This window comes from Vibrio tritonius, from assembly GCF_001547935.1.
Taxonomy (GTDB): domain Bacteria; phylum Pseudomonadota; class Gammaproteobacteria; order Enterobacterales; family Vibrionaceae; genus Vibrio; species Vibrio tritonius.
Map to the genome: position 1 here is coordinate 165,044 of NZ_AP014636.1, position 21,501 is coordinate 186,544.

The window sequence follows — 21,501 nt, forward strand, 5'->3', positions numbered from 1 at the left end:
TCTACTTCTCTACTTTGATAAAGGGGATTTTAAGTAGTGAGTTAATGTTGATTTGGCCTTTCTTAATAATGCGTTTATTCCAGCGCTGATTGGCATAGGCCGAGCTAATTCGCCATGTTTGCCCGAAGTGAATAACGCATGTTAATCCCGCAAACCACGAGCTACCAAATCCCATCGCCAAAAGATAAAGTGGCCAAACCGTGATCCGATAAAGCCTCTTTTCACTCTTAAGCGGCATGGCCCGACAAATCTTTATCGTCAGTGCCAATTGAGCAAACGTCATCATCAGTATCGAAACTAGGTTGGCGGTTGAAAACAGAGGTTGCTTACCTAGCGTGGCGTCAAACAGACCAAACCATAGTAGAGCGAATAGAGTACAGGTTGCCAATAAACTCAATCGACCAAATTTCTTGACCCGTTTTTCCTTCACTTCGGTGGTAAAGCGCTCTTGTAAGCGTTTATTGACAAGATCTATACCGAGGCTGATCGCATGTTTTTCTTCCTCACTGTCATTCTCTTCATGTTCTTTACGAAAATTGGAAAGAGGAGCAAGAGAGTAACCTTGTTCTGGTAAGCCATGAATCAGGGTACTGAGTAAATATCCTATCGGATGATGGAAGCGTTTAGCATCGTCATCGGGGAGACGGTTACCGATTTCATCAATTTGGGGGATATCATTTATATTTTCATTGAGATAGAGAGCATACGCATTGTATTCACCTAGATCGTAAGTCTCTTTTATCCACTCTTTCTTATTTGCTTCGCCCACCAAACAGTTATTTAGTGTGGTGAGTAAAAAGAAATAGATAGGAGTGCTGCTAACATTAATCCGTAGCAAGTTATAGTAGAAGATGGCTAATTCGAGTCGGGAATAACGATAGCGCAGAGCCAACATCGCGTAGGCTTCTGGCCGATGTTGTGCTGCTAGTTCTTGGAGTGATTGAATCTCATGCTCTTGATGTTGTTGAAGTAGGGTGTTTTCGAGTAACAGTTTCATGAGAAATTGTGAGCTATTTGAAACCTGTTCCACAAGATAAGTGACTCGCTCAACGCCTTGATAAGAGAAGCTGTTGGCCAGTTCTCCCAATGGGCCGTTTTGCTGCTCTTCAGGCAAGGTTTCTAATTGTGTTAGACACTCTTGACCTGCAATGCCTACCTGTTCATCGCCGCTACTGTGGTAAACCAACAACCAGCGAAATACGCCAGGAAAGGGCTTATTAAGATAGACACTGTTTATTTGATGGCGTGTCTCCGAGATCCGGTAGAACAGTGTTTCGTAGGCCCAGCGCGGGGTTAGGTCAAGATCATTGAGGGTTGGAATATCGATGCAGTTGCCCGTAAGCAATTGCTCCATCCAGTGATCGGGGATTAACGGATGACGCATGAGACACTCGGCCCATTGTTCCATAGTGAGAGTGTTTAGCTCTTCTTGCGTCAGGGGAGGTGAACTCAAGAACTCATCTGTTTCGTAACGGTGCAGCTTTTCCGTAAGTGAGGTGCAAAGTGACTCTTGGTGAATCATACTCTGCTCACACCAGCAAAAGGCCAAATAAGCGATTAGCTGTTCAAATGCCGAAATGTGCTCTGACAAAGCTTGTAGTTCTGCCAATTGGGAGCGTTGCCATACCAAACTGCCATATTTTTCTGCCCACAAACTTTGGGTTACAACACCAATAAAATCAACATGGTCTTTAAAGTCTAAATAGTGCCTAAAGTCATGATAGGAGCGTTCTGTAAGTTGGCGATAAAGCCAAGATTGAGGTAATACAGATGATTGATCTTCGTTGTGTAGTGGATTGATGTGGTACTGACAACGCCAATGGGCCGTTGGTAAGGGATTCCATCGCTGCAACAAATAAGCCGTCAATAGGGTGAGGTCGTTATCTTGAGCGCTAAGTGCAGTTTGGTGCAACAAATCAGCAGCCAAACCGTAGCTTTGTTGATTGATCATGTTGGTACAAACATCGATGATCACATCGATATTGCGCATATAAAGTGCGACTGTACCTAATACTTCGATCTGCTCAGTGGTATAGCGTTTTAAACGTTCATCGCTGGTTAATGTCGGTAACCAGCTTTCAATGAAAGGGGGATACCATTGAAAGGCATTACAAGCTTTGAGAATTAATAAATTAAAGGCGTCATCGTCACACCAAGGAACGCAAGTGCTTTGCAATAACCAGTACTGGAGTGCGCGTATTTCGCCATTGTTTAACGCCCGAATGATTGGATTAATAAACTGAAACACTGCTTTTTGGGCGTTATCGGGCAATTGAGATACGGCGACAAAATCACTACCACTTTGCACTGCGCTCCTACGTTTGAGATAGTCGGCGAGCTCAAGTTCTTCTTGCGAACCTGAAAAAAGCTCATCCCAGTCACACGCTTCCCAGAATAGGGTAATAAGTTCGCCCGGTAACCAAGGCCGCTCAAGAATATCGTCGCGAACTTGCTGTGACACTTGGCTCTGCACATCAATAGTTTGCCAACGAAGTTGTTCTTCCCATTTACGCCACTGAGTCATATTAAATCGGGAAGCTGGGTCATTCATTTGCTGCAAATAGGCAATGTAAGACTCAGATGAGGTGGTTTCAGGGACGTTCTGGATTGGCTGTGATGCTTCACGTGACGATAAATCAATTGAAATCGGCTGTGGAGTAGATAGCTCAGAGAGCAGCGTTTCGTAGGCCGCGCGTACTTGTTTAAACCCTTCCGGGTCATCTTCTGGGTGATGAGCTTTTAAGGCGATGCGATACGCCTTTTTTAACTCAGCTAAGTCGGAGGTTGGGTCAATACCTAAGATTTGCCAGTGGTTCATTGAGCGGCCTCCTGCTGGGCTGAGATGGTATCCAGTACCTCTTGTAAAGATTTTGGCATGCTGATGTTGGGTAGTGGGGTATTCCAGTCTACATGATTAAGTGGGAAGGCTTTGTCATTGTGCATAAGGTCAAAATAGTTATCGAAGGTTTTTCCCAAACCTTTATTGAGTAGTTTGTCGAGCTGATTAAGCTGTTCTGCTTCATCAGCTTTGCTGTAAACCCAATAAGCACGACCAAGAATAAAACTGCGGATATAGTGCGCCCAATCGGTAAAGTTTTGGCGAACATTTTGGCTAAAGTAGTTCAGCAAAAAGGCACCTTCCTCATCGCTAACCAATCCAAATCGGATTCCTGCTCTGGTTAAAAATGAACCACGGCAGTAGTCCCAAGCTAAGAAACCTTGCGTGCCAACTAAACGAAACACCGTATCTGCAAATCGTAATTCTCCTTGGGCTACCGCATTGGTTTGTTGTGCGATGAAGTTTTGCCATTCACCCGCAGTGTTGCAAGCGCGACGAGCAAATAACCCCGACCAAGCATCTCCATGCACTTCTCCATGGGCGAGCCTACGAATCATGTCGTGCCACTCTTCGCGAGTATCGATTCCCCATGATTCAATAAAGCCTTCTTTCCATTCTTCGTCGGTTTCAGACCAATCTAAACGCTTCATTCCGAGTTCGTTGTAGTCAGACCATCCTTCGCAATAAAGCAATTGGGGAGCCGTAACACCAAACCAAAATTGGCAATGGGGTAAGTTTAAATCAAAGGTATTTGTGGTGGACATGGTGACCTCTCGTGTGATGACTGGCAAAGAGTATCTTGAGTCACTGTGTGGGGAAACGGTATTTTGGGGCGTCAAATGGGTTATGAGGTCTTGATCCAAAAATGCGTATCTGTTTGTTTTCAAATCAGCAAATTGAGTGGAAGAGCTAAGGCGCTGACGTTAGCCGTCAATGACATCTCAGCGGGCAAAGGATGGTATTTCTGGGCAAAAAGTTGCTTAAGAAAAACAGAAAAGTTGCCCTAAAAACAAAATTATTTTTTTAACTAATTGATTTTTATAGATGCCAATGTTGGCATCGAGCTTGCTCTTTAATTGGCATGTAGCGAAAAACGCACACCCTAATCATTTAAGAGGAATTTGCAATGCCAACTCCATGTTATATCTCTATCGAAGGTCAAACTCAGGGTCTTATCACTGCTGGTGCATGTACATCAGATTCAATCGGTGACTCATACGTTGAAGGCCACGAAGATGAAATGCTAGTACAACAATTTGATCACGTAGTGACTGTACCAACTGACCCACAATCTGGTCAGCCTTCAGGTCAACGTGTTCACAAACCATTCCAATTCACAGTGTCACTAAACAAAGCAGTTCCTTTGCTATACAACGCATTGGCTTCTGGCGAAAAAATGTCTTCTGTGACTTTAAAATGGTACCGTACTTCTATTGAAGGTAAACAAGAAAACTTCTTTACTACCACTCTAGAAAACGCATCTATCGTTGATATCCGTTGTGAAATGCCACACTGTCAAGATCCTGCGAAATCTGATTTTACTCAAAACCTAACGGTTTCTATGTCTTACCGTAAAATCACTTGGGATCACGTTAACGCTGGCACATCTGGTGCTGATGACTGGCGTAAACCTGTCGAAGCTTAATTCGCATCGAACATCACAAGAAAAAGCCGGAGCACTGCTCCGGCTTTTTATTTAAATCGTTCCATGTTTACAGTGCTGCTGCACAGATTGTCCATCTTTACTTTCAAACGGTTTTATACCCAAGTAACCTCAATATCCTGTTTCAGCGAGAATGTATTTGCTTATGGGCAAGGCACCGATTTGAATAGCTAGTTATTCTACGTAGAAAATCGGTAACGCAGCATAGAAGCGAATACAACTCGGCCTTTGGGAGCTCATCAACAAGCCCATTTCTGCAGCCAATGACGTTGAAAGGGAATGACCATTCCTGCCGTCATTGAGCTTGACCTGTATTCGTTGATGAAGCTCTGAAGTCTGCATCTTGAGGTCATTTGGGTATATTAGAGGTCATTTTACCGCCGCGAAGTTTGATGATCTCTCCGCACTTTTTACACATATACACTTCTTTAACACCTGAGAGCTTATCCCATACATTACGATGTTGGCGAATGAGTTGGTTTTTATGATCACATTGATCCATTTCAAATAACCTTAAACCTATGATTATTGATGAAGCGGTAATCTTCACACTGAATTAATACTGCTTTGTTTGGATATCGGCTAGGTGAAGCTTCATTCCGTTCTGTTTTTGTTTGTTTTATTTAAGTGTCATTATTTTGACATTCATCCTAGATACTTATGATTTCAATCTGTACCTCGAGTTGGTATGGCATATGGTAACGATGCGTGTTAACTGACAGGACAGAACTAAGTTACTTCACCGTAAATTTACTGTTCAAAATGTATGAGAATGTATGCCAAATGCTTCCGGAGGTGCAGGATTAAGAGTGTAATAATTTTAGTTGGAATAGAATATCCCTGATATTAGGTAAATAGACTTTTTCTCAAAAATCACACACATAAGAAATATTCTTTGATTTTTAATGAGGGAGTTTGTCAATTAATTAATAGACAATGATAATTTTATTAAATCGGATTTGAGATTGTGGTTAAGAGATTAGCGACATACTATAGAGCTGCCTAAAAAGAAAACAGGTAATTCCTTGTGCGCTTTGGTTGAGTCAGCACACTTCTACCTGATCAAAGTATGAGAGCTGTATATTATAGTTATTGGGTTGGGGTTGGTTCCCCAATTTTTAAAGGCGATGGTAATGAGCCTTTTATATTTACTGACGCTGTTATATTTATGAGTAATATTTTATTTGGTTGCCAACCAACGCTGTTATTGTATTTTGCTTATCTGCTGTTGCTGAGTAATCTATCAATCCAGCTGACTAATCAATATAATCCTTCCGGGTTAAATTATATACAACCTCAAGCTATTCTATTTAACAGTATGATTTTGCTTAATTATATTCAATGATTAATCGTTTGCTATTTCTTTTGTTAGTCAGTTAGCGGTTTTATTTAATGCTATTCAATAAGTTATCATGTGTTTATATAAACAGGTTGTATATATTTTTTGGTGTTAATACTGAGAAGTTGTTCATCACTTGAGTTAAATATGTGATATGAATCACTCAACTAACGCGTGGTGAGTGAGTCAATATGTCTCAATATCCGTGGGATTAGCGGTATTTTAACGCCTGTAAATCGGTTGCTAACGGATGGATATTTCGATGCTTTCATGAGCGTATTCTGGCAAGAGTTCGATCATGACACGCAGTTGTGGTGTCATTGAGTTACGGCGCCATATTAACCACGTGGTGAGGTGATCCCACTCTTTCCCCAGTGAATGTATTTTTACTTGGTCATGACCGGGCATAGTGTTTAGTAAGCTTAATGGCATCATAGCGACGCCAGCGCCTGCTATCACACACGCTAACATGCCATGATACGATTCCATTTCAAAAATCTTGCCGGGTTTAGCGTGGTCGGCTAAAAACCAATTTTCAAAATGGCGGCGATAAGAGCAGTTGGAGCGAAACGCATAGATGTTATGCCCAGTAATATCACGAGCGCGTTGGATGTCAGTGTAGCTGGTGGGGCTTATCAGCACTAACTCTTCAGTAAATACTGGCATGCCATCGATGGCTGGGTGCAATATCGGTCCATCAATAAACGCTGCTGCTAGTTCTCCTTCTAATACTTGATCAAACATAGTTCCTGAAGGTCCTGTCACCAAATCTAACTGGATATTAGGGTAGGTTTGATTGTAACGGGCTAGGAGGGGGGGAATACGTACCGCAGCGGTACTTTCTAGCGAACCTAAATGCAATCGGCCTTTGGGGGCTTTGCCTGCAACAGCCGCTTTGGCTTCTTCCACCAGCTGCAAAATTTGATGGCTGTACTCCAACAAGTTATAACCGGCAGGGGAAAGGCGTAGCCGCTGGTTTTCACGAATAAATAGCTCAGTACCAAGGTCGGCTTCTAATTGACGAATACGAGTGGTGACATTAGATGGTACGCGATGTACGCGTTTGGCTGCATCAGTTATCGACCCGGTTTCAGCCACCGCATTGAACATTTCTAACTGAGAGAGATTCATGGTTGTTCTCATTTTGAGAAAAAGATTGTCAAAATTATTCACTTTTTTGTTGTACCTGACAAGGGCAAACTACAACACACATGAGGTACGAGAGAAACGTATACTTTTCCAGATGAAAGTCAGACTCGCAAGAGGAGTTAAGTAAATGACACAAGCGATCCCTATGGCTAGTCAAGCCAAATCGATTAACCCTGCCAATGGTGAAACCATTGCGACTTATACATTTGATTCCAATGCGCAGGTCATTGGTACGTTAGAGCAGAGCTTTCAGGCTCAACGTGAGTGGCGTGAGTTAGCTGTGTCGGAGCGTGCGCAGACATTACGTAATATTGGCCAAGCGATTCGTGACCATGGTGAAGAAATGGCGCAAATGATGACTCGCGAAATGGGTAAGCCGATTGCGCAAGCGCGTGGTGAAGTGGCGAAGAGTGCCAACCTATGTGATTGGTATGCTGAACATGGTCCTGCCATGCTTGCGACTAAGCCTACCATGGTAGAAAACCGTCAAGCGGTATTGGAATACCGTCCGCTGGGTGTCATTTTAGGTATTATGCCGTGGAATTTTCCATTGTGGCAGGTGATGCGCGGCGCCGTGCCGATGCTACTGGCAGGTAATACATATGTACTCAAACACGCACCAAATGTTATGGGGTCGGCTTATTTAATTGAAAAGATTCTCAATAGTTCCGGTTTAGTCAAAGGCGCTTTTTCCGTTGTTAATGCGACCAACGATGATGTCGCCGCCGTGATCGCCGATGACCGCCTTGCTGCGGTTGCTTTCACTGGCAGTGTACGCGCTGGTAAAGTCATTGGTGCATTAGCTGGCGCAGCTTTGAAGAAATCGGTCTTAGAGTTGGGTGGTTCGGATCCTTTCATTGTTCTTGCAGATGCCGATATCGATGAAGCCGTGCGAGCAGCGGTTATTGGACGTTATCAAAACAATGGGCAAGTCTGTGCTGCCGCCAAACGTTTTATTGTGGAATCTTCCATTGCTCAAGAATTTACCGACAAGTTCGTTGCTGCTGTCACTGCGTTGAAAATGGGAGAGCCAACACAAGAGGAAAACTACGTCGGCCCAATGGCGCGTTTTGATTTGCGTGATGAGCTGGATCAACAAGTTCAAGCGACCATCAAACAAGGGGCGACTGTCCTTGTTGGTGGTAAACCGTTGCAAGGAGAGGGAAATTATTATGAGCCGACTGTGTTAGCCAATGTAACACCGGACATGACGGCATTTCGTGAAGAGATGTTTGGCCCTGTGGCGGCGATTACGGTTGCTAAGAGCGCTCAACATGCTATTGAACTTGCCAATGACAGTGAATTTGGTTTGTGTGCGACCCTCTACAGTGGTAACGAGGTGTATGCAGAAGAACTGGCTGCGCAGTTAGAATGTGGCGGAGTATTTATTAATGGCTTTTGTGCCAGTGATCCTCGCGTTACCTTTGGTGGTGTGAAAAAAAGTGGCTATGGGCGTGAGCTTTCCGAGCACGGTATGTATGAATTTTGTAACGTGCAAACGGTGTGGAAAAACCGAAAAGGTTAGAGTCATTTTTTCAAAAATCAGCTGGTTGCAAAGATAAAAAAGCCCCTACAGAAATCTGTAGGGGTGTTGCTATGAACAACGAAGGTTGCGTTCTAGAAACTTCTAGTGGAATAAGTATCGCTCTGCATTACAAAGGCAAAGCTGCTCGGCTGAGACGGTCGTTAACCGCGTTCCACGCCTCCCCTTGTGGTGGACGCTCGAGCCAAATCTCATCCAGTTGCAATTTGTCTGCATCTGCAAGAGAGCGATAAAGCTTTTTGCCATAGCTGGCTGCATCCAATGGCATCTCAAATGATGCAATGCCATTGTCATCTACCAACTCGGACGTATGTATCACTGCGTAGGTCGAATTTTTGTCTCGATTCATTACTGCTTGTACTATGTTATCGACTAATCGAAGCAAAGTTTTAGGCTGATAATGACTTCCAACATTTCCTGGCACTGACATTGAATGATATTTAGGGTAGTCGACAGGTTCGCCTAACACCTGACTTAATTCTTGTGCTGTGATCGGTCCTGCACGCAATACGCGAATTTGCTCCGTGGTTAAGTCAACAATGGTCGATTCCAAACCAAATAGGCAGTCACTGCCATCCAATACCGCATCAATCTTGCCATCTAATCCTGTAATCACTTGCTCTGCAGTGGTAGGACTGAGTTGCTTGTATGGATTCGCCGACGGCGCAGCAACTGCAAGTTTGTGTTCTTTTAAGATAGACAAAATTACTGGATGGGCGGGCATTCGAATAGCAATCGTATCCAATCCACCTGTAACGATAGATGAGGCCTGCTTTCCCTTGGGGAGTAATAATGTCAATGGCCCTGGCCAAAACGCTTTTGCTAAGGCATAAGCTTGTGATGGAATATCTTCAGCCCAATCAGTTAACTGACTCATTTCGCCAATGTGCACGATCAGCGGATGATTAGCTGGGCGACCTTTGGCGGCAAAAATGTGTTTTACCGCATCTGGTTGTGTTGCGTCCGCGGCCAAGCCGTAGACCGTTTCTGTTGGTAATGCGACCAGTTTACCTTGTTTTAGTAAGCATGCTGCGTGTTGTAAATCTTGTGCCTTATTGGCATTTAGTCGAAGCGTATTCAACAAATCATCTCCGTAATAATAGAACCAATCGTAGTCTTTAATTGACCATCTCGTTATTGTGATTGGTGATAGGTAACCACTGGTTTTTCACGTATTGCCAGATACGTTGCTGTGCATCGACTTGGTAGAGAAATAACCAGTTATTGTTCACTAATGAGGCGACGTCTTGATGACGCGCTAAGATCATTTCGATAGCTTCTTTTGGCGCTTGAATAAAGGTGCTCAAACGTACGGGTTGATGACGATACTGTTTGCCATCGTGAACCGATTGGTTAGATAAACCGATGCGCAAGTCACCGCCATTACCTTCAAATACCCCAATGTGACCGCCAACCACGTTATGAAGTAATTTGTTACCACTCCCATATTTATCTGGCACGGTGACAGAAGCAAAGTATTGCAAGTTGATCCAGTTCATAACAAGCAGTGGCGCAGTCATGATGCGTTCTAGTTGGGTATAATTCGGATCTTGGTCTACATGATATTCGTGTAAGAATGCGCGACCAGCAAAGTCTAAGTTACGGGTTAGAGCACGCGGAGCGATAAATACGCCAGCGTTATTACACAACCCCCATTCAGGTCGCATTTGTGCCCAGTTAGTCGCTCTTTGCTTAAAGAAACGATTCACTTCACCGCTGCTAGGGGCGGTTGGCCCATCAAATTGCTGTACGCGAGCGTGCCGTGCTTGTTGGCTTGCTTGAATCAAGGTTTGACGCCAAGGTGCTGATGGTGCATCAAACACCTTAAAGTCATCGGTGGTCGTATTGTGCATCGCTGCATAGAAATGGGTATCGTCTGGAACAGTGACGCCAAATTCTGGCATGTGCCCTCTCACCACAGGATCGTTGAGCAGGCTTGCGAGAACCTTGACATTTACTTCACCGGTTTGTCCACCACACGCACCACAGTCGAGGCTTGATGAAGTGTGGTTATTGCAGGTTTGGCTACCATGTCCCGTGAGCAGCACAATAGGAGCGAGACGCTGGCTAAAGCCCATTGCTTTTAGAATGCCGGCACCCAATTTCGCTTTTTCCTGCGCGGTGAGTGGCATTTGATTGCGTTTTAGCTCCCATTGGTCATTCGGTCTTGCATCACGGTTTACAGGGTTTTCGGTGCCTTCTTGCATCACTGCACGTTTGAATAGGCTGACCAATTTGAGCAAGCCACCGGCTTCCACCATGCCTAGGTTAGACGAGGGTTTTTCTAGGCTATTTTGCCAGCCTAACTTGGTCATTCTTAACCAGCGCTCCGGACGCATACGGGTTTGCTGAGCAACCATTGATGGTGCCAACAGCCCAGGTAGTTGTGGGCGCAGAATACTGTCATCGCGAGTTTGATAAGCAATAGGAATACCAAAGAAGCCGGCAAATCCAACGGTTTCTATGCCAGAGTTTTGGGCTTCAAGTGCCCGGCGCATCGGCTCTGATCGAACATCAATACAAAATACAGCTTGGAGTGATGGGCGTATTTGCTGCTGAGCTTGTTGCACATGTTCAACTTGCGCTATCCAATCTGTTTGGATACTTAATTCCATCGCACGTTGCCACACCCACAGTGGCTCAAGTTGCTGTTTAGCCAAATCATACAGGTGGTTTACTTTGCTTGATTGCACAACCAATGCACGTTTGATGATGTTGAATTCGTCGTTTTTTTCGTTTTGCAGCCATTGCCAAAGCACATAGTCCCAAGCGAGTAAAATAGTGGTTAAACCCAATGCATGTGGCACTTTTACCTCGGTGTTGGCCAAATTAGCTTGCCAATCTAACCATGCTTGCCAACCAGCCCAGCCTGAAAGTTGATGGAGAGAGGCTTGAGCAAAGGCAAGCGCGCCTTGTTCGTTGGCTAACACATCTTGCCACTCACTGCCGGCAATTTCGAGCATGGTGAACAACTCATTGGGTAATTGAGCAAAGTAAGGCAGTAAATCGACACCAAGCAGTGTACGAATACCTTTATCGCGAGTGACGACCTCAAGCCAGCTTTGGTAAAGGTGTTCTCCGTTTTTACCGTTAGAGTCAAAACGTTCCGGATATTGGTGATAAAGCGCAATAAACTGGCTCACCTGTTGCTGAATTTCTTGTACCCATGAGTGACCTTGAGCAGAAGGCACTTTATCGTCAAGCAGCATGGCAAGTGTTTTCCAACGCGGTGTAGGTTGCTCTGGGCGTTGTAAGTCAGTAATGACCTGCTCTTTGCTGAGCGCAGAGCCTAGCGAGATTAGTGCTTTTTCTACATGTTGTGGTTGAATTTGTTTCTGCCATAGCGACTGATAGTAGCTTTTCTTCATCAGACCGGTTGAACCAATTAACACCGCTTGCTGCGCAAAGACGTCGTTAATCGTTTGATGACGCTGAGGCCACCAAGGGTTAACCGCAATCGACTGGTCTAGAGGCCATGCTGGTGCAATGGTTTGTGCTGCTTGTTGAGCTAACGTTGCGAAAGGGACGGCGATATTTTCTAAAATCATTATTTTACCTCGGTTTCGACTTGCCAGTGCGCATGCTGCAATTTAAGAAGTGACTCACTTGGCCACAATTTTAAGGTTAGGCGGGTTGCCCATTCATCTAAGTAAGCACCTGCGTTTAGCCATATAAATAAGCGCTTTACCCAACTCACATGAGGCCAGTATTGTAATGCGATAGAGCAGGCAAAGAGGCTCACGAATAAACAAGCAACGACAATGTCTGCGACTAGATTAAGTGGCGCATTTAAGCCCACTAGAGCCGCGAGATGATGTTTTGCGGTGGTGTACAAGGTCAACAGTATCACGGCAAATCCGAGTGATATTGCTAGGCGAGCTGGCGTGCCTTTATCAAAGCGTGTAATCGTTGGTAGCAACAAAGTGCTTAGTGCTAGCCAAACTAATATGGTGGCTGCAAAACTGGTCATGACAGCAAATTCCCATTGTGCAGCGGCTAAGATAATGAGTCCGAGTGAGAGAGCGATAGACCAGTGGCGAACCTTGGGTTTCACTTCACCTGCGAGCTTGGCTGCCAAATAGTGGTTGACGGTGTTGCCACTGTTGAGAAACGAATAGGCTTTGTAGAATGAGTGGGCGAAGAGGTGCAGTAGCGCCATTTCATATAGGCCTAACGCAATTTCTACCAGCATTAATCCCATTTGTGAGCTCGTCGACCACGCTAGTTTGACTTTAATACTGATGCGTGTGGTACTGACAAGCCCTGCGATAACGGTACTGATGCCGGCTAAAATGATTATCATCCAGCAAGCAAATGCGCTTGATGCAAGAATAGGGGCAAAAAACAGCAGCAAAATACCCCCCAGGTTAACGATGCCGGCGTGTAGCAGAGCTGATACCGGCGTCGGGGCTTCAACCACCTGAATAAGCCAGCCATGCATTGGCAATTGAGCGCACTTAATCAGGGCAACCAAAGCCAACATAATCGCAGCAATCGTTGTCGTGGTGGTGCTATGAGTAAATGATGTTTGCGCAAGGATATCGTTGATATAAGGGGTTTGATATTGGGTGTACAGAGCTGAAAATGCGATAGCCAACAGAAGCTCACTGAGACGCGCGAGTAAGAATTTTTTATGTGCGGCAAGTTGAGCTCGAGGGCGCAGCGGGTAAAACAAAATCAAACGGTGCAGAGATAGGCTAACCGCAACCCATGCAGCCCAAAAGAGTAAGAGGTGGTTACTCACAATCACCAGCACAACGGCTGCTATAGTCATTAATAGTGAACGCAAGAATCGTGGACGATCCGCTTCGCCACTAAAGGCAACCCAACTATAACGAACAATGGTGAACCCTAGAATCGCAATCAAACCGAGTAACATTAGTTTGAGCGGAGTCACCAAAAAAAGAGAATACATGACAAACCTCACACTTTAAAACGTGATGCCTATTGTGTGATTCTGTCATCGTTAAGTAAAATACATAATAAATTAGTTATCGTTCTGTTTTATAGAATCATGAGTCGACTCAACTACCATCATCTCTACTATTTTTGGCAAGTAGCCAAGCAAGGTAACCTGACGCAAACAGCGCAGAAGTTGCATATTTCACAATCGGCACTTTCTTCACAAATCAAACAGTTAGAGCAATCTATGGGGGTTGATCTGTTTGTGCGAAAAGGGCGTTCTTTGAGCCTGACCGAAAGTGGTTACCATGCCCTCAGTTACGCGGAAGAAATCTTCCGTAATGGTGAGGAGTTAGAAACATTATTGACGAGTGGTAAGACCTTACCAGGGGCAACAATTCGTATTGGCATTCTTTCTACCATCTCAAGAAACTTTATTGAGCAGTTTATTCAACCGCTTATCAACCAAAGTGATTGCCGTTATGTACTGCAATCGATGAGCCAAACGGGTTTGCTCAATGCATTAGCTGAGTTACAACTTGATGTGGCACTAACCAATATTCCGGTGCGTGGTTCGAATAAACAGAACTGGCAAAGCCGAGTGCTTGCTCGTCAGGCGGTGGCAATCATTGGTCCTCCAGATTTGGACCTGAAAGAAGAACTGGGGGAGAGTTATCGTAATCGCCAGTGGGTGTTACCTTATGGGGAAAATCCCTTGCGAGCGGCATTTGATGCTTATGCGGCACAATATCAGCTGCAGCCAAACATCATCGCTGAGTCAGACGACATGGCGATGCTACGTTTGTTAACTCGTGATACTGGGGCGTTGGCGGTTATGCCTGAAGTGGTGGTAAAAGACGAACTGGATCATGGGACATTAAAGCGCTATTTGCTATTGCCTAACGTTTACGAAAACTACTATGCATTAACCGTAAAACGGCGGGTGGTTCATCCGAAATTGGATATGTTGCTGCGACCGATTTAATGGTTTACCACTCGATTGAAATTGGGGTTCCGACGGGAACGAGAGTAATAAACTCATCCATCTCGTCATTGGTTAGGGCAATGCAGCCGTTGGTCCAATCAAAACTTTGAACAAACTCAGGGCGTGCCGTCGTTCCGTTTTTTAGCCCATGAACTTTGACATCGCCGCCAGGATCGAGATCATGCAGTTTTGCGTAGGCGATGTCCTGCTTATTGGGATAGCTAATATGAAACGCTTTATAGAAGTGGGTTTGCGCTGAGATGTTGTCGAGATAATAGAGGCCTTCTGGTGTACGTTGATCTCCCTCTTGGTGTTTATGTCCTTTAGGTTCCTTACCTAAAGCAATCCGATATTCACGAACGAGTTCGCCGTGTTCATAGAGATACATGCGCCGTTTAGACTTATCGACCTTGACCCAATCCACCGCTGCCATTGTAGGTAAGGCGACCAAGCAAAGCAGTGCAAACCAGACTAACTTCATTGTATTCCACAAAATGATGAAAAAGTGAACGTTATTATGGAATCTTTGTCCCTCTCTGCCTAGCGAGAAACCTTGCGAAAGCGAACAAAGTCACGCTCCTCGATAAAGGACACTCACCTTTATTCAATTCACATTTTTGGCTCAGCAATGCAAAACATCGCTAGTGATTCTTTGAAGCGTTTCCAGTAATCACTTGCTTTCTCTTTTGCTCACTTCAGAAAATCGTCACGCTAAGGCTTTCTATTTTCTCGGAATCGTAATTTATGACCACTGCTCGTTCACAGCTGATTTGCCCAGACATCACACCGTATTATCACTGTGTGTCTCGCTGTGTTCGTCGCTCGTATTTGTGTGGTGTCGATAACCTAACGGGAAAATCTTATGAGCATCGTCGAGATTGGATTGAGCAACGCATTCTTAATCTTGCCTCCATTTATTTCATTCAAATCTGCTCTTATGCGGTGATGAGCAATCACTACCATTTGGTCGTTCGAATTGATAAAGAGGGTGCTCTTGCTTTATCTGATTTGGAAGTGGTTGAGCGCTGGCATGCTGAGCATCAACTGCCTCCAATTATTCAACGTTGGTTAGCTGGAGAGATAAAATCGGACATAGAAAAAGAGGTGTGTAATCAATTCATTAACGAATGGCGAGAGCGACTTTATTCCCTCAGTTGGTTTATGCGTGAGCTTAATTACGATATTGCGGTTCAAGCCAATAAAGAAGATCAATGTACAGGCCGGTTTTGGGAAGGGAGATTCAAATCTCAGGCACTACTCGATGAAAAAGCCTTGCTGGCAGCGATGGCGTATGTTGATTTAAATCCTATTCGAGCCAAGATGGCCGACACACCTGAGCAGTCTGACTTCACTTCAATAAAAGCCAGACTAACGAGTTTAGAGAAAGGAGACATCACCACACCATCGCTCGCCAATTTTATGGGCTACGAGCACCAGAATAAGACCCAAGGTATTCCTTTTAAGCTCAGCGACTACCTCGAGCTAGTGGACTGGCTTGGCCGACATATAAGGCCAGATAAGCCCGGTTATATCCATGATTCTCATCCGAATATACTGATCAGGCTCTCTCTAGCGCAAAAAGACTGTTTAGCACTTTGTACCAAGCTAGAGAAAAAACCACGTGTTTGGGTAGGAACAACAGCATGCTTACACCACGCCAAAAAGGCTCTAAACAAAAAACGGATGGTCGCGCTGCATATTGCGTAAATCTTAACCTTGGTGTTTTTTTATTAAATCCTTCCACTAAAATTCTTTTAGAACGATATATCGCAAATCGCATATTTCAAACCACGACAAATTAGCCTTTAGTCCTTAGTGCAAACCAGATTAGTCACCAAAGTTGAAAGCCGAGTGATGCTCTTTGGCAGCTTCGAGTGCTTTTAGGGACGGTGAGTGTCCTGCTAAAGTAGTTTCTTTGGCAGCTTCGAGTGCTTTTAGGGACGATGAGTGTCCTGCTAAAGTAGTTATAACAGTGTGTGTCCCACTAAAAAAGCGAGTGTCCTTGATAAAAAAGAGAACGGCTAGGCGTTCTCTTTTGGTGAAGCGAATGACTAAAGGCATGTTATAGCGGGGGTAACGTACTATCGTCCTTTGAGAGTTTGCTTTTTTTCTTCATACGCTTTTCAATGCGACGAATTAGAGCGAGCAGGGCTTTACCATCTAAATCAGATCCTTTATTGGAGTAGAGCGCTTGGTCGAGGGCGTTTTTCTCTTGGGTTAATTCCGCTTCCTCTTCACTCGTTAGCGTGACCGTTTGACGCCACTGACTGAGTGCTTGGCTAATAGCAATCCCATTTTTCGCGGCAATGGCTTGCTCTAACGTCAGTGATTGCGCGCTTGCTTGCGTTGGCTTATCGTCGACCTGTTTCGCTACAGGTGTTTTACGCTTCCAATAGAAAGCTAAACCTAAAGTAGCTAGCCACAGCACCACAAATAAGCCAGTGAGGTATGGCCAGAATCCTGCATCCTGTTTAGTGACCACTTTTACCTGTGCTGGCGCGCTTGGCGCTGGATTCACAGCTGGCAGAGGCTGAGCGTTATCGCCTGGCGCAACGGAGAGAGTCAACCCGCTCAATTTGGCTGTTTGTTCTCGTTTGGCTGTGCTGTTCCACCAATTCAGTGACACGCTTGGTAGTTCTAGATTACCTGTTTTGCTTGGAATCACTACTTGCTTGAGCGTCATCACCACATCGCCATTATCCTGCGTTTTAAAGTGTGGCTTTTCTGCGTAAGTGCGCACACCAACTGGATTATTAATGATGATATCAGGCAGTTCATTTTGCGATACGCCAGACACTTCTAACGTTATCTCTCGGTTTAATGAATCGCCAACCTTAGTTTTAAAGGTGTCTTGAATGATTGGGTTACCTTGTCCATCAGTCCAACTTTGTTTCAGCGATAGATGGGATGTAGGTAGCCATACCCCTTTATAATCTTTAGGTTGTGGTTGTACATGAATTTGATAGGTTTTCGGCGTGGTTTCTACTGACACGATGCGTGTACTACCGTTGTAGTCGTTGCCGTATAAAATCGAGCCTTCAAATTTTGGTTCGCTTAAAGAGAAGGTTCCGGGCTTGGTGGCTGTAATCCGAAAGTTCTGATCCACAACAGTGACTTGCAAACCATTGAGAACCGCTTGGTACTGTTTCGGCTCGCCAGTCGATTTTAATTCCATTCCGTCGACTTTTGGTGGCTCGATGTTGGTACTTTGCAAGCGGCGTGGGTCGGTTTTGACGATCAAACGGGCTTTAAGTAGAGCAGCTTCTTTCGGATAAAGCGTAGTTTTATCCAGATGGCTGGTGACTTCCACCAGATCTTTTGTTGCTGGAGCATTAGTGTCCTTTTGCACTTGCAAAGCAATGGCCTGTGTTTTGTCGCCATTAAGCGTAAAGCTAGGGATGGTAATTATTCCGGTATGCTTAGCCGCTAAAGAGACAGTCCATTGTGCGGTGGCCGAACGAGACCCATTGATGATACTGACTGATGTACTAAAGCTTGGCTGGCCCATCACAAAGTCTTTTTTAAGAACAGAGAAATCGAGATCTCCCGATGAGGCTTTACCGTCTGTAGTGACTTCTAACTGAAACACTTCATTTTGCACGACACGGTTTTTACTGACCGTCGCATAAAAGTTGTCGGCGAATGCATTCACACTGAGCAATGTCAGGGCGAGTAGCGATAACGTCCGAATTAAATGAGAAAAGAGAAATTTCATAATTACCACTTCTTACCTTGCGTATCGGTTTCACCTTGGTCTTGAGCTTGCAAATAAAGTTGAGCACGCAGTAGCTGACTCGGATCGCGCACGCTTTCAACTTGATCCAATTTACGCAGTTCCGGATCGACCTCTTTTGCAGAGCTGTTTTGTGCGACGTTTGCTTGAGCTTGCTGCTTTCCGCCATTTGGTTTAGCCCCGTCTTGCGCCGTTTGTGGCGAAGGGATGGCTTGTTGGTTACTGCCTTGTTTATCTGCGCTGTTTTGCTTGTTATTACCGTGATTTTTTGCGTCTTTATCTGCAGACTTTTGGCCCTTATTGGCCTGTTTTTGCTTTACCTGACCAGACTTCGGATTTTTTTTGGTTTGGTCGCCTCCCTGCTTATCCGCCTGAGACGTGTTATTGCCTTGAGCGGAAGAGGATTGGTTTTGAGTTCCTTGCTTATTACCGTGGTTGTTATTTTCGCCTTTGTCAGATTGCTTTTGGTTTTGTTGCGAATGTTTGTCACCTTGTTGCTCATTCGGTTTTGATGAGTTGTTTTTCGATGACGATTGATTATTTTTCTGCTGTTGCTGTTGCTGTTGCTGTTGCTTTTTAGCTTGTTTTACCACTTGCAAATTATGTTTTGCGTCAGCGTTGTTTGGGTCGTCTTTTAAGATCGATTCATACAGCTCTTGCGCCTTATCTAGCTGTTTGGCTTGGGCATAAGCATTGGCAAGATTATAGTGAGTGTCCTCGTCCGGGTTTTCTACTTGAGATAACGCGTCGATGGCACCTTGATAATCGCCGGCTTGATAACGAGCTGCACCAAGCCATTTGGGATCTTTAAACTTCTGGGCAGCGCCATTGTAATCTTTATTTTGATAGGCTTGATAGCCTTCTTGATCCGGCGTTAGCCATGGGGAAGCATAGGCGTGATTTGGGGCGAGCGTAGGCAGCGCCATAGCGATAAAGATAAACAGTACCCCGCGACGAAACAATAACAGAGCGAACAGCAGGATTGGAAACAGAAGCCAATAGCCATTGTTGATGCGTTCGGTGACCGTTTTTGTACCGTTCTTTCCTTGAATGGCTTGAACCGCTTTAGTGGCGCTCAGTAGGGTCGATACATCTTGCTCATCACCACGATAAGGAACAAAAACACCGCCTAAATCTTGTGTAAGCGTACGCATGGTATTGAAATCCACTTTTGCTACGATGGTGTCGCCTTGCCCATCTTTCATCAACGAACCATCACTTAACTGAATAGGCGCGCCTTGTGGGGTTCCCATCGCTAGCACCATGAGTTTCCAGTGTGTCCCTTTAAGCAGAGAGACTAACTGCGCACTTTGGTTTTCATCTATGTCATCAGTGAGCAGTACAATATCGCCTTTACCCATTCTCGCATTGGTCATCATTTCGATGGCTTTTTTTACACCTGCAACCACGTTAGCCCCTGGGGTTGGCATGATTTGTGGTGCTAGGTTAGGCACTAAATTAGCGATGGTTGCACTGTCACTGGTCAGCGGGCTAACGGTGTAAGCTCCGCCCGCAAATGCGACTAAACCGGTATAGCCATCTCGCCAGCCTTTGAGTAAATCAAGGGCTTTGTAGCGCTGTTGGGTTAAGCGGTTTGGGGAGATATCGGTAGCATATTGTGACATCGACATATCCATTACCAAAACACGAGCACTCCCGTTGCTGTAGGTTGGGCGCGCTTGTTTTTGTATGCTTGGGCCTGCTAGAGCGACGGCAGCTAACGTCCAAACTAAAGCCAATAGTGAGAGAGTACGACTGCGTTTACGCTGCACTCCTAATCCCATCGCCTGAGCAAGATGGGGGGCAATTAACGTCTGTTGATGTCGACTTAAACTAAGCCATAGTAATACCAATCCCAGTGGCAATAAGGTCAGTAGCCAGTAAGGAGAGAGAAAAACAAAATCAGACATGATTTCTCCTAACGATAAACAGAACCACAGAAAGAACTAAAGCGATGGTAAGGGGCAAACCAAACCACTCTGTTTGTGGACGCCAAGTCTGGCTGGCTTTTTCTACGGGCTGTAACTGGTTAATGGTGTCGTAGATGTTGGCTAAGTCCTTGGCATCACGGGCTCGGAAATAGCGACCACCGGTCATTTTGGCTATGGCCGTTAAGGTTTTTTCATCTAGATCTTTTGCGGTATTGACTCGTTGTGAACCAAAAAAGTTGCGCACGACCATTTCACCAGCACCAACACCAATGGTGTAAATGGTGGTGTGGTATTTTTTGGCAATTTTAGCCGCTTCGATGGGGTCCATAACACCAGAGTTATTACTGCCATCACTAAGTAGAATCATCACTCGCTGTGGTGCATCGCCATCAATAAAGTTTTTGGTGGCAAGACCAATACCTTCACCTATCGCCGTTTGCGTGCCAATCAGTTTGAGTACTGCATGATTGACTTGTTCTTCCACCGTGTGAAGGTCGAAGGTTAATGGTGTTTGCAAGTAGGCGTGATCAGCAAAATAGATCAAACCGAGCCGGTCGCCTTTTCGTTTAGCAACAAACTCTTTGAGGACCTGTTTTACAGCCGTTAAGCGATCGATAAAATCATCCCCTTGTTGCATGTCTTTTTGACTCATGGAGTAAGATAAATCGACCACTAGCATCATATCGCGATGTTTTGGCGAGACATTTACCGGTGCGCCATACCATACTGGACGAGCCAAAGCGGTGACCAGAAAAACCCAAGTCGCAACCGCCAGCACTTTGGCGAACATGTTCGTCGGTGCTGCGATAGCTGGTTGAGTTGGGAGGTAGGGCAGTGAAATCGCTGCTTTTGATTTTACCGAAGGTGCAAATTTAAATACGAGTAACGGAAGTGGTAGTAGGCAAAATGCCCACCACCAAACAAATTCAATGTTTGCCAACGCTGACATGTCTCCTTTTCTTTGGCGGCAAAGCATCATTGATCCACTGATAACAATCTTCTACTAATGCTTTAGTATCCACAGCGGACTGTTTTTTATAGAGTGCTTGCTGCCATTGAGTTTCGTTGGGGACGAACAGAGGTCGCCCGATTTGGTCATCTAAAAAGGCATACCACTCTTTTCCAGTAAGGTGTGCAATATCTTCGCGAGGGTAGTAGCACAAAGCAGCTTGGCGTAGCAGTTCAATGGCAGACGAAGGCGTTTGAATGCCTAACGATGGAGTCAGTAAGCGCAAAGCCGTTTTCTTAGGCGCAAGACGCTTACGTTTCCAGCGAATAACCAAAACCACAATAACTACGAAAGCCACGATACTGGCGGCGGTTGCCCACCATCCCCAAGCTAGGGGCACCCACGACGGTACATCGGGTAGATGTAAATCACTGAGTTGTAATGGTGCTGATGATGATTCCTGCATAG

General features: G+C 45.0%; 17 protein-coding genes. 4 read left to right on the forward strand and 13 right to left on the reverse strand.

Going from position 1 to position 21,501, the window contains the following annotated elements; all coding sequences use genetic code 11:
- Position 1: 1 nt before the first annotated feature.
- A complete protein-coding gene (locus tag JCM16456_RS15990; RefSeq protein WP_068716348.1) occupies positions 2–2,818 on the reverse strand; it encodes a J domain-containing protein in 2,817 nt (938 codons plus the stop codon).
- The gene (locus JCM16456_RS15995) at positions 2,815–3,603 is read right to left on the reverse strand and encodes a DUF1266 domain-containing protein (RefSeq protein ID WP_068716349.1); all 789 of its coding nucleotides are present in this window, start codon (positions 3,601–3,603) and stop codon (positions 2,815–2,817) included. The genes JCM16456_RS15990 and JCM16456_RS15995 overlap by 4 nt, the downstream gene beginning before the upstream one ends.
- Before the next feature lie 362 nt (positions 3,604–3,965).
- Between JCM16456_RS15995 and JCM16456_RS16000 the strand changes: the two genes are divergently transcribed.
- A complete protein-coding gene (locus tag JCM16456_RS16000) occupies positions 3,966–4,484 on the forward strand; it encodes an Hcp family type VI secretion system effector (protein ID WP_068716350.1) in 519 nt (172 codons plus the stop codon).
- Positions 4,485–4,676: 192 nt separating this feature from the next.
- Here the strand turns inward: JCM16456_RS16000 and JCM16456_RS23780 are convergent, their stop codons facing one another.
- The 3 genes from JCM16456_RS23780 to ptrR form a co-directional block, all read right to left on the reverse strand.
- Positions 4,677–4,844 (reverse strand): hypothetical protein, encoded by a 168-nt coding sequence (locus tag JCM16456_RS23780; RefSeq protein WP_156430570.1) that lies wholly within the window; start codon positions 4,842–4,844, stop codon positions 4,677–4,679.
- 7 nt (positions 4,845–4,851) lie between these two features.
- A complete protein-coding gene (locus JCM16456_RS24050) occupies positions 4,852–5,004 on the reverse strand; it encodes a hypothetical protein (RefSeq protein ID WP_169795772.1) in 153 nt (50 codons plus the stop codon).
- A gap of 1,080 nt (positions 5,005–6,084) precedes the next feature.
- Positions 6,085–6,972 carry a putrescine utilization regulator PtrR gene (gene ptrR, locus JCM16456_RS16010; protein ID WP_068716354.1) on the reverse strand — a complete coding sequence of 296 codons (888 nt, stop codon included), beginning with the start codon at positions 6,970–6,972 and terminating at the stop codon, positions 6,085–6,087.
- 145 nt (positions 6,973–7,117) lie between these two features.
- Here ptrR and JCM16456_RS16015 point away from each other — a divergent pair, with 145 nt between their 5' ends.
- Entirely contained in the window at positions 7,118–8,515 is a 1,398-nt protein-coding gene (locus JCM16456_RS16015; protein WP_068716355.1) for an aldehyde dehydrogenase family protein, read from the forward strand.
- A 127-nt stretch (positions 8,516–8,642) separates the two neighbouring features.
- On the opposite strand, the gene JCM16456_RS16020 is transcribed toward JCM16456_RS16015, so the two are convergent.
- Genes JCM16456_RS16020 through JCM16456_RS16030 form a run of 3 tightly spaced genes read right to left on the reverse strand, consistent with a single transcriptional unit; the run spans position 8,643 to position 13,448 of the window.
- Complete coding sequence (locus JCM16456_RS16020; RefSeq protein ID WP_068718979.1) at positions 8,643–9,614, reverse strand: L-threonylcarbamoyladenylate synthase; 972 nt, start codon at positions 9,612–9,614, stop codon at positions 8,643–8,645.
- Positions 9,615–9,651: 37 nt separating this feature from the next.
- The gene (locus tag JCM16456_RS16025) at positions 9,652–12,081 is read right to left on the reverse strand and encodes a DUF2309 domain-containing protein (protein WP_068716356.1); all 2,430 of its coding nucleotides are present in this window, start codon (positions 12,079–12,081) and stop codon (positions 9,652–9,654) included.
- Positions 12,081–13,448: an NADH-quinone oxidoreductase subunit L gene (locus JCM16456_RS16030; protein ID WP_068716358.1), complete on the reverse strand. Its 1,368-nt coding sequence runs from the start codon at positions 13,446–13,448 to the stop codon at positions 12,081–12,083. The genes JCM16456_RS16025 and JCM16456_RS16030 overlap by 1 nt, the downstream gene beginning before the upstream one ends.
- 99 nt (positions 13,449–13,547) lie before the next feature.
- Between JCM16456_RS16030 and JCM16456_RS16035 the strand changes: the two genes are divergently transcribed.
- Positions 13,548–14,420 carry a LysR family transcriptional regulator gene (locus JCM16456_RS16035; RefSeq protein ID WP_068716360.1) on the forward strand — a complete coding sequence of 291 codons (873 nt, stop codon included), beginning with the start codon at positions 13,548–13,550 and terminating at the stop codon, positions 14,418–14,420.
- Between the two features lie 4 nt (positions 14,421–14,424).
- Here the strand turns inward: JCM16456_RS16035 and JCM16456_RS16040 are convergent, their stop codons facing one another.
- Positions 14,425–14,901: a L,D-transpeptidase family protein gene (locus JCM16456_RS16040; protein WP_068716362.1), complete on the reverse strand. Its 477-nt coding sequence runs from the start codon at positions 14,899–14,901 to the stop codon at positions 14,425–14,427.
- Between the two features lie 263 nt (positions 14,902–15,164).
- Here JCM16456_RS16040 and JCM16456_RS16045 point away from each other — a divergent pair, with 263 nt between their 5' ends.
- Positions 15,165–16,127, forward strand: coding sequence for a transposase (locus tag JCM16456_RS16045; RefSeq protein WP_068716364.1), 963 nt, complete (start codon positions 15,165–15,167; stop codon positions 16,125–16,127).
- A gap of 355 nt (positions 16,128–16,482) precedes the next feature.
- On the opposite strand, the gene JCM16456_RS16055 is transcribed toward JCM16456_RS16045, so the two are convergent.
- Genes JCM16456_RS16055 through JCM16456_RS16070 form a run of 4 tightly spaced genes read right to left on the reverse strand, consistent with a single transcriptional unit; the run spans position 16,483 to position 21,499 of the window.
- Complete coding sequence (locus JCM16456_RS16055; protein ID WP_156430571.1) at positions 16,483–18,135, reverse strand: BatD family protein; 1,653 nt, start codon at positions 18,133–18,135, stop codon at positions 16,483–16,485.
- A 2-nt stretch (positions 18,136–18,137) separates the two neighbouring features.
- A complete protein-coding gene (locus JCM16456_RS16060; RefSeq protein ID WP_068716368.1) occupies positions 18,138–20,063 on the reverse strand; it encodes a VWA domain-containing protein in 1,926 nt (641 codons plus the stop codon).
- Positions 20,056–21,024 carry a VWA domain-containing protein gene (locus tag JCM16456_RS16065; protein WP_068718981.1) on the reverse strand — a complete coding sequence of 323 codons (969 nt, stop codon included), beginning with the start codon at positions 21,022–21,024 and terminating at the stop codon, positions 20,056–20,058. The genes JCM16456_RS16060 and JCM16456_RS16065 overlap by 8 nt, the downstream gene beginning before the upstream one ends.
- Positions 21,011–21,499, reverse strand: a complete 489-nt coding sequence (locus tag JCM16456_RS16070) for a DUF4381 domain-containing protein (RefSeq protein WP_068716370.1) — start codon at positions 21,497–21,499, stop codon at positions 21,011–21,013. The genes JCM16456_RS16065 and JCM16456_RS16070 overlap by 14 nt, the downstream gene beginning before the upstream one ends.
- Between the last annotated feature and the right edge of the window lie 2 nt (positions 21,500–21,501).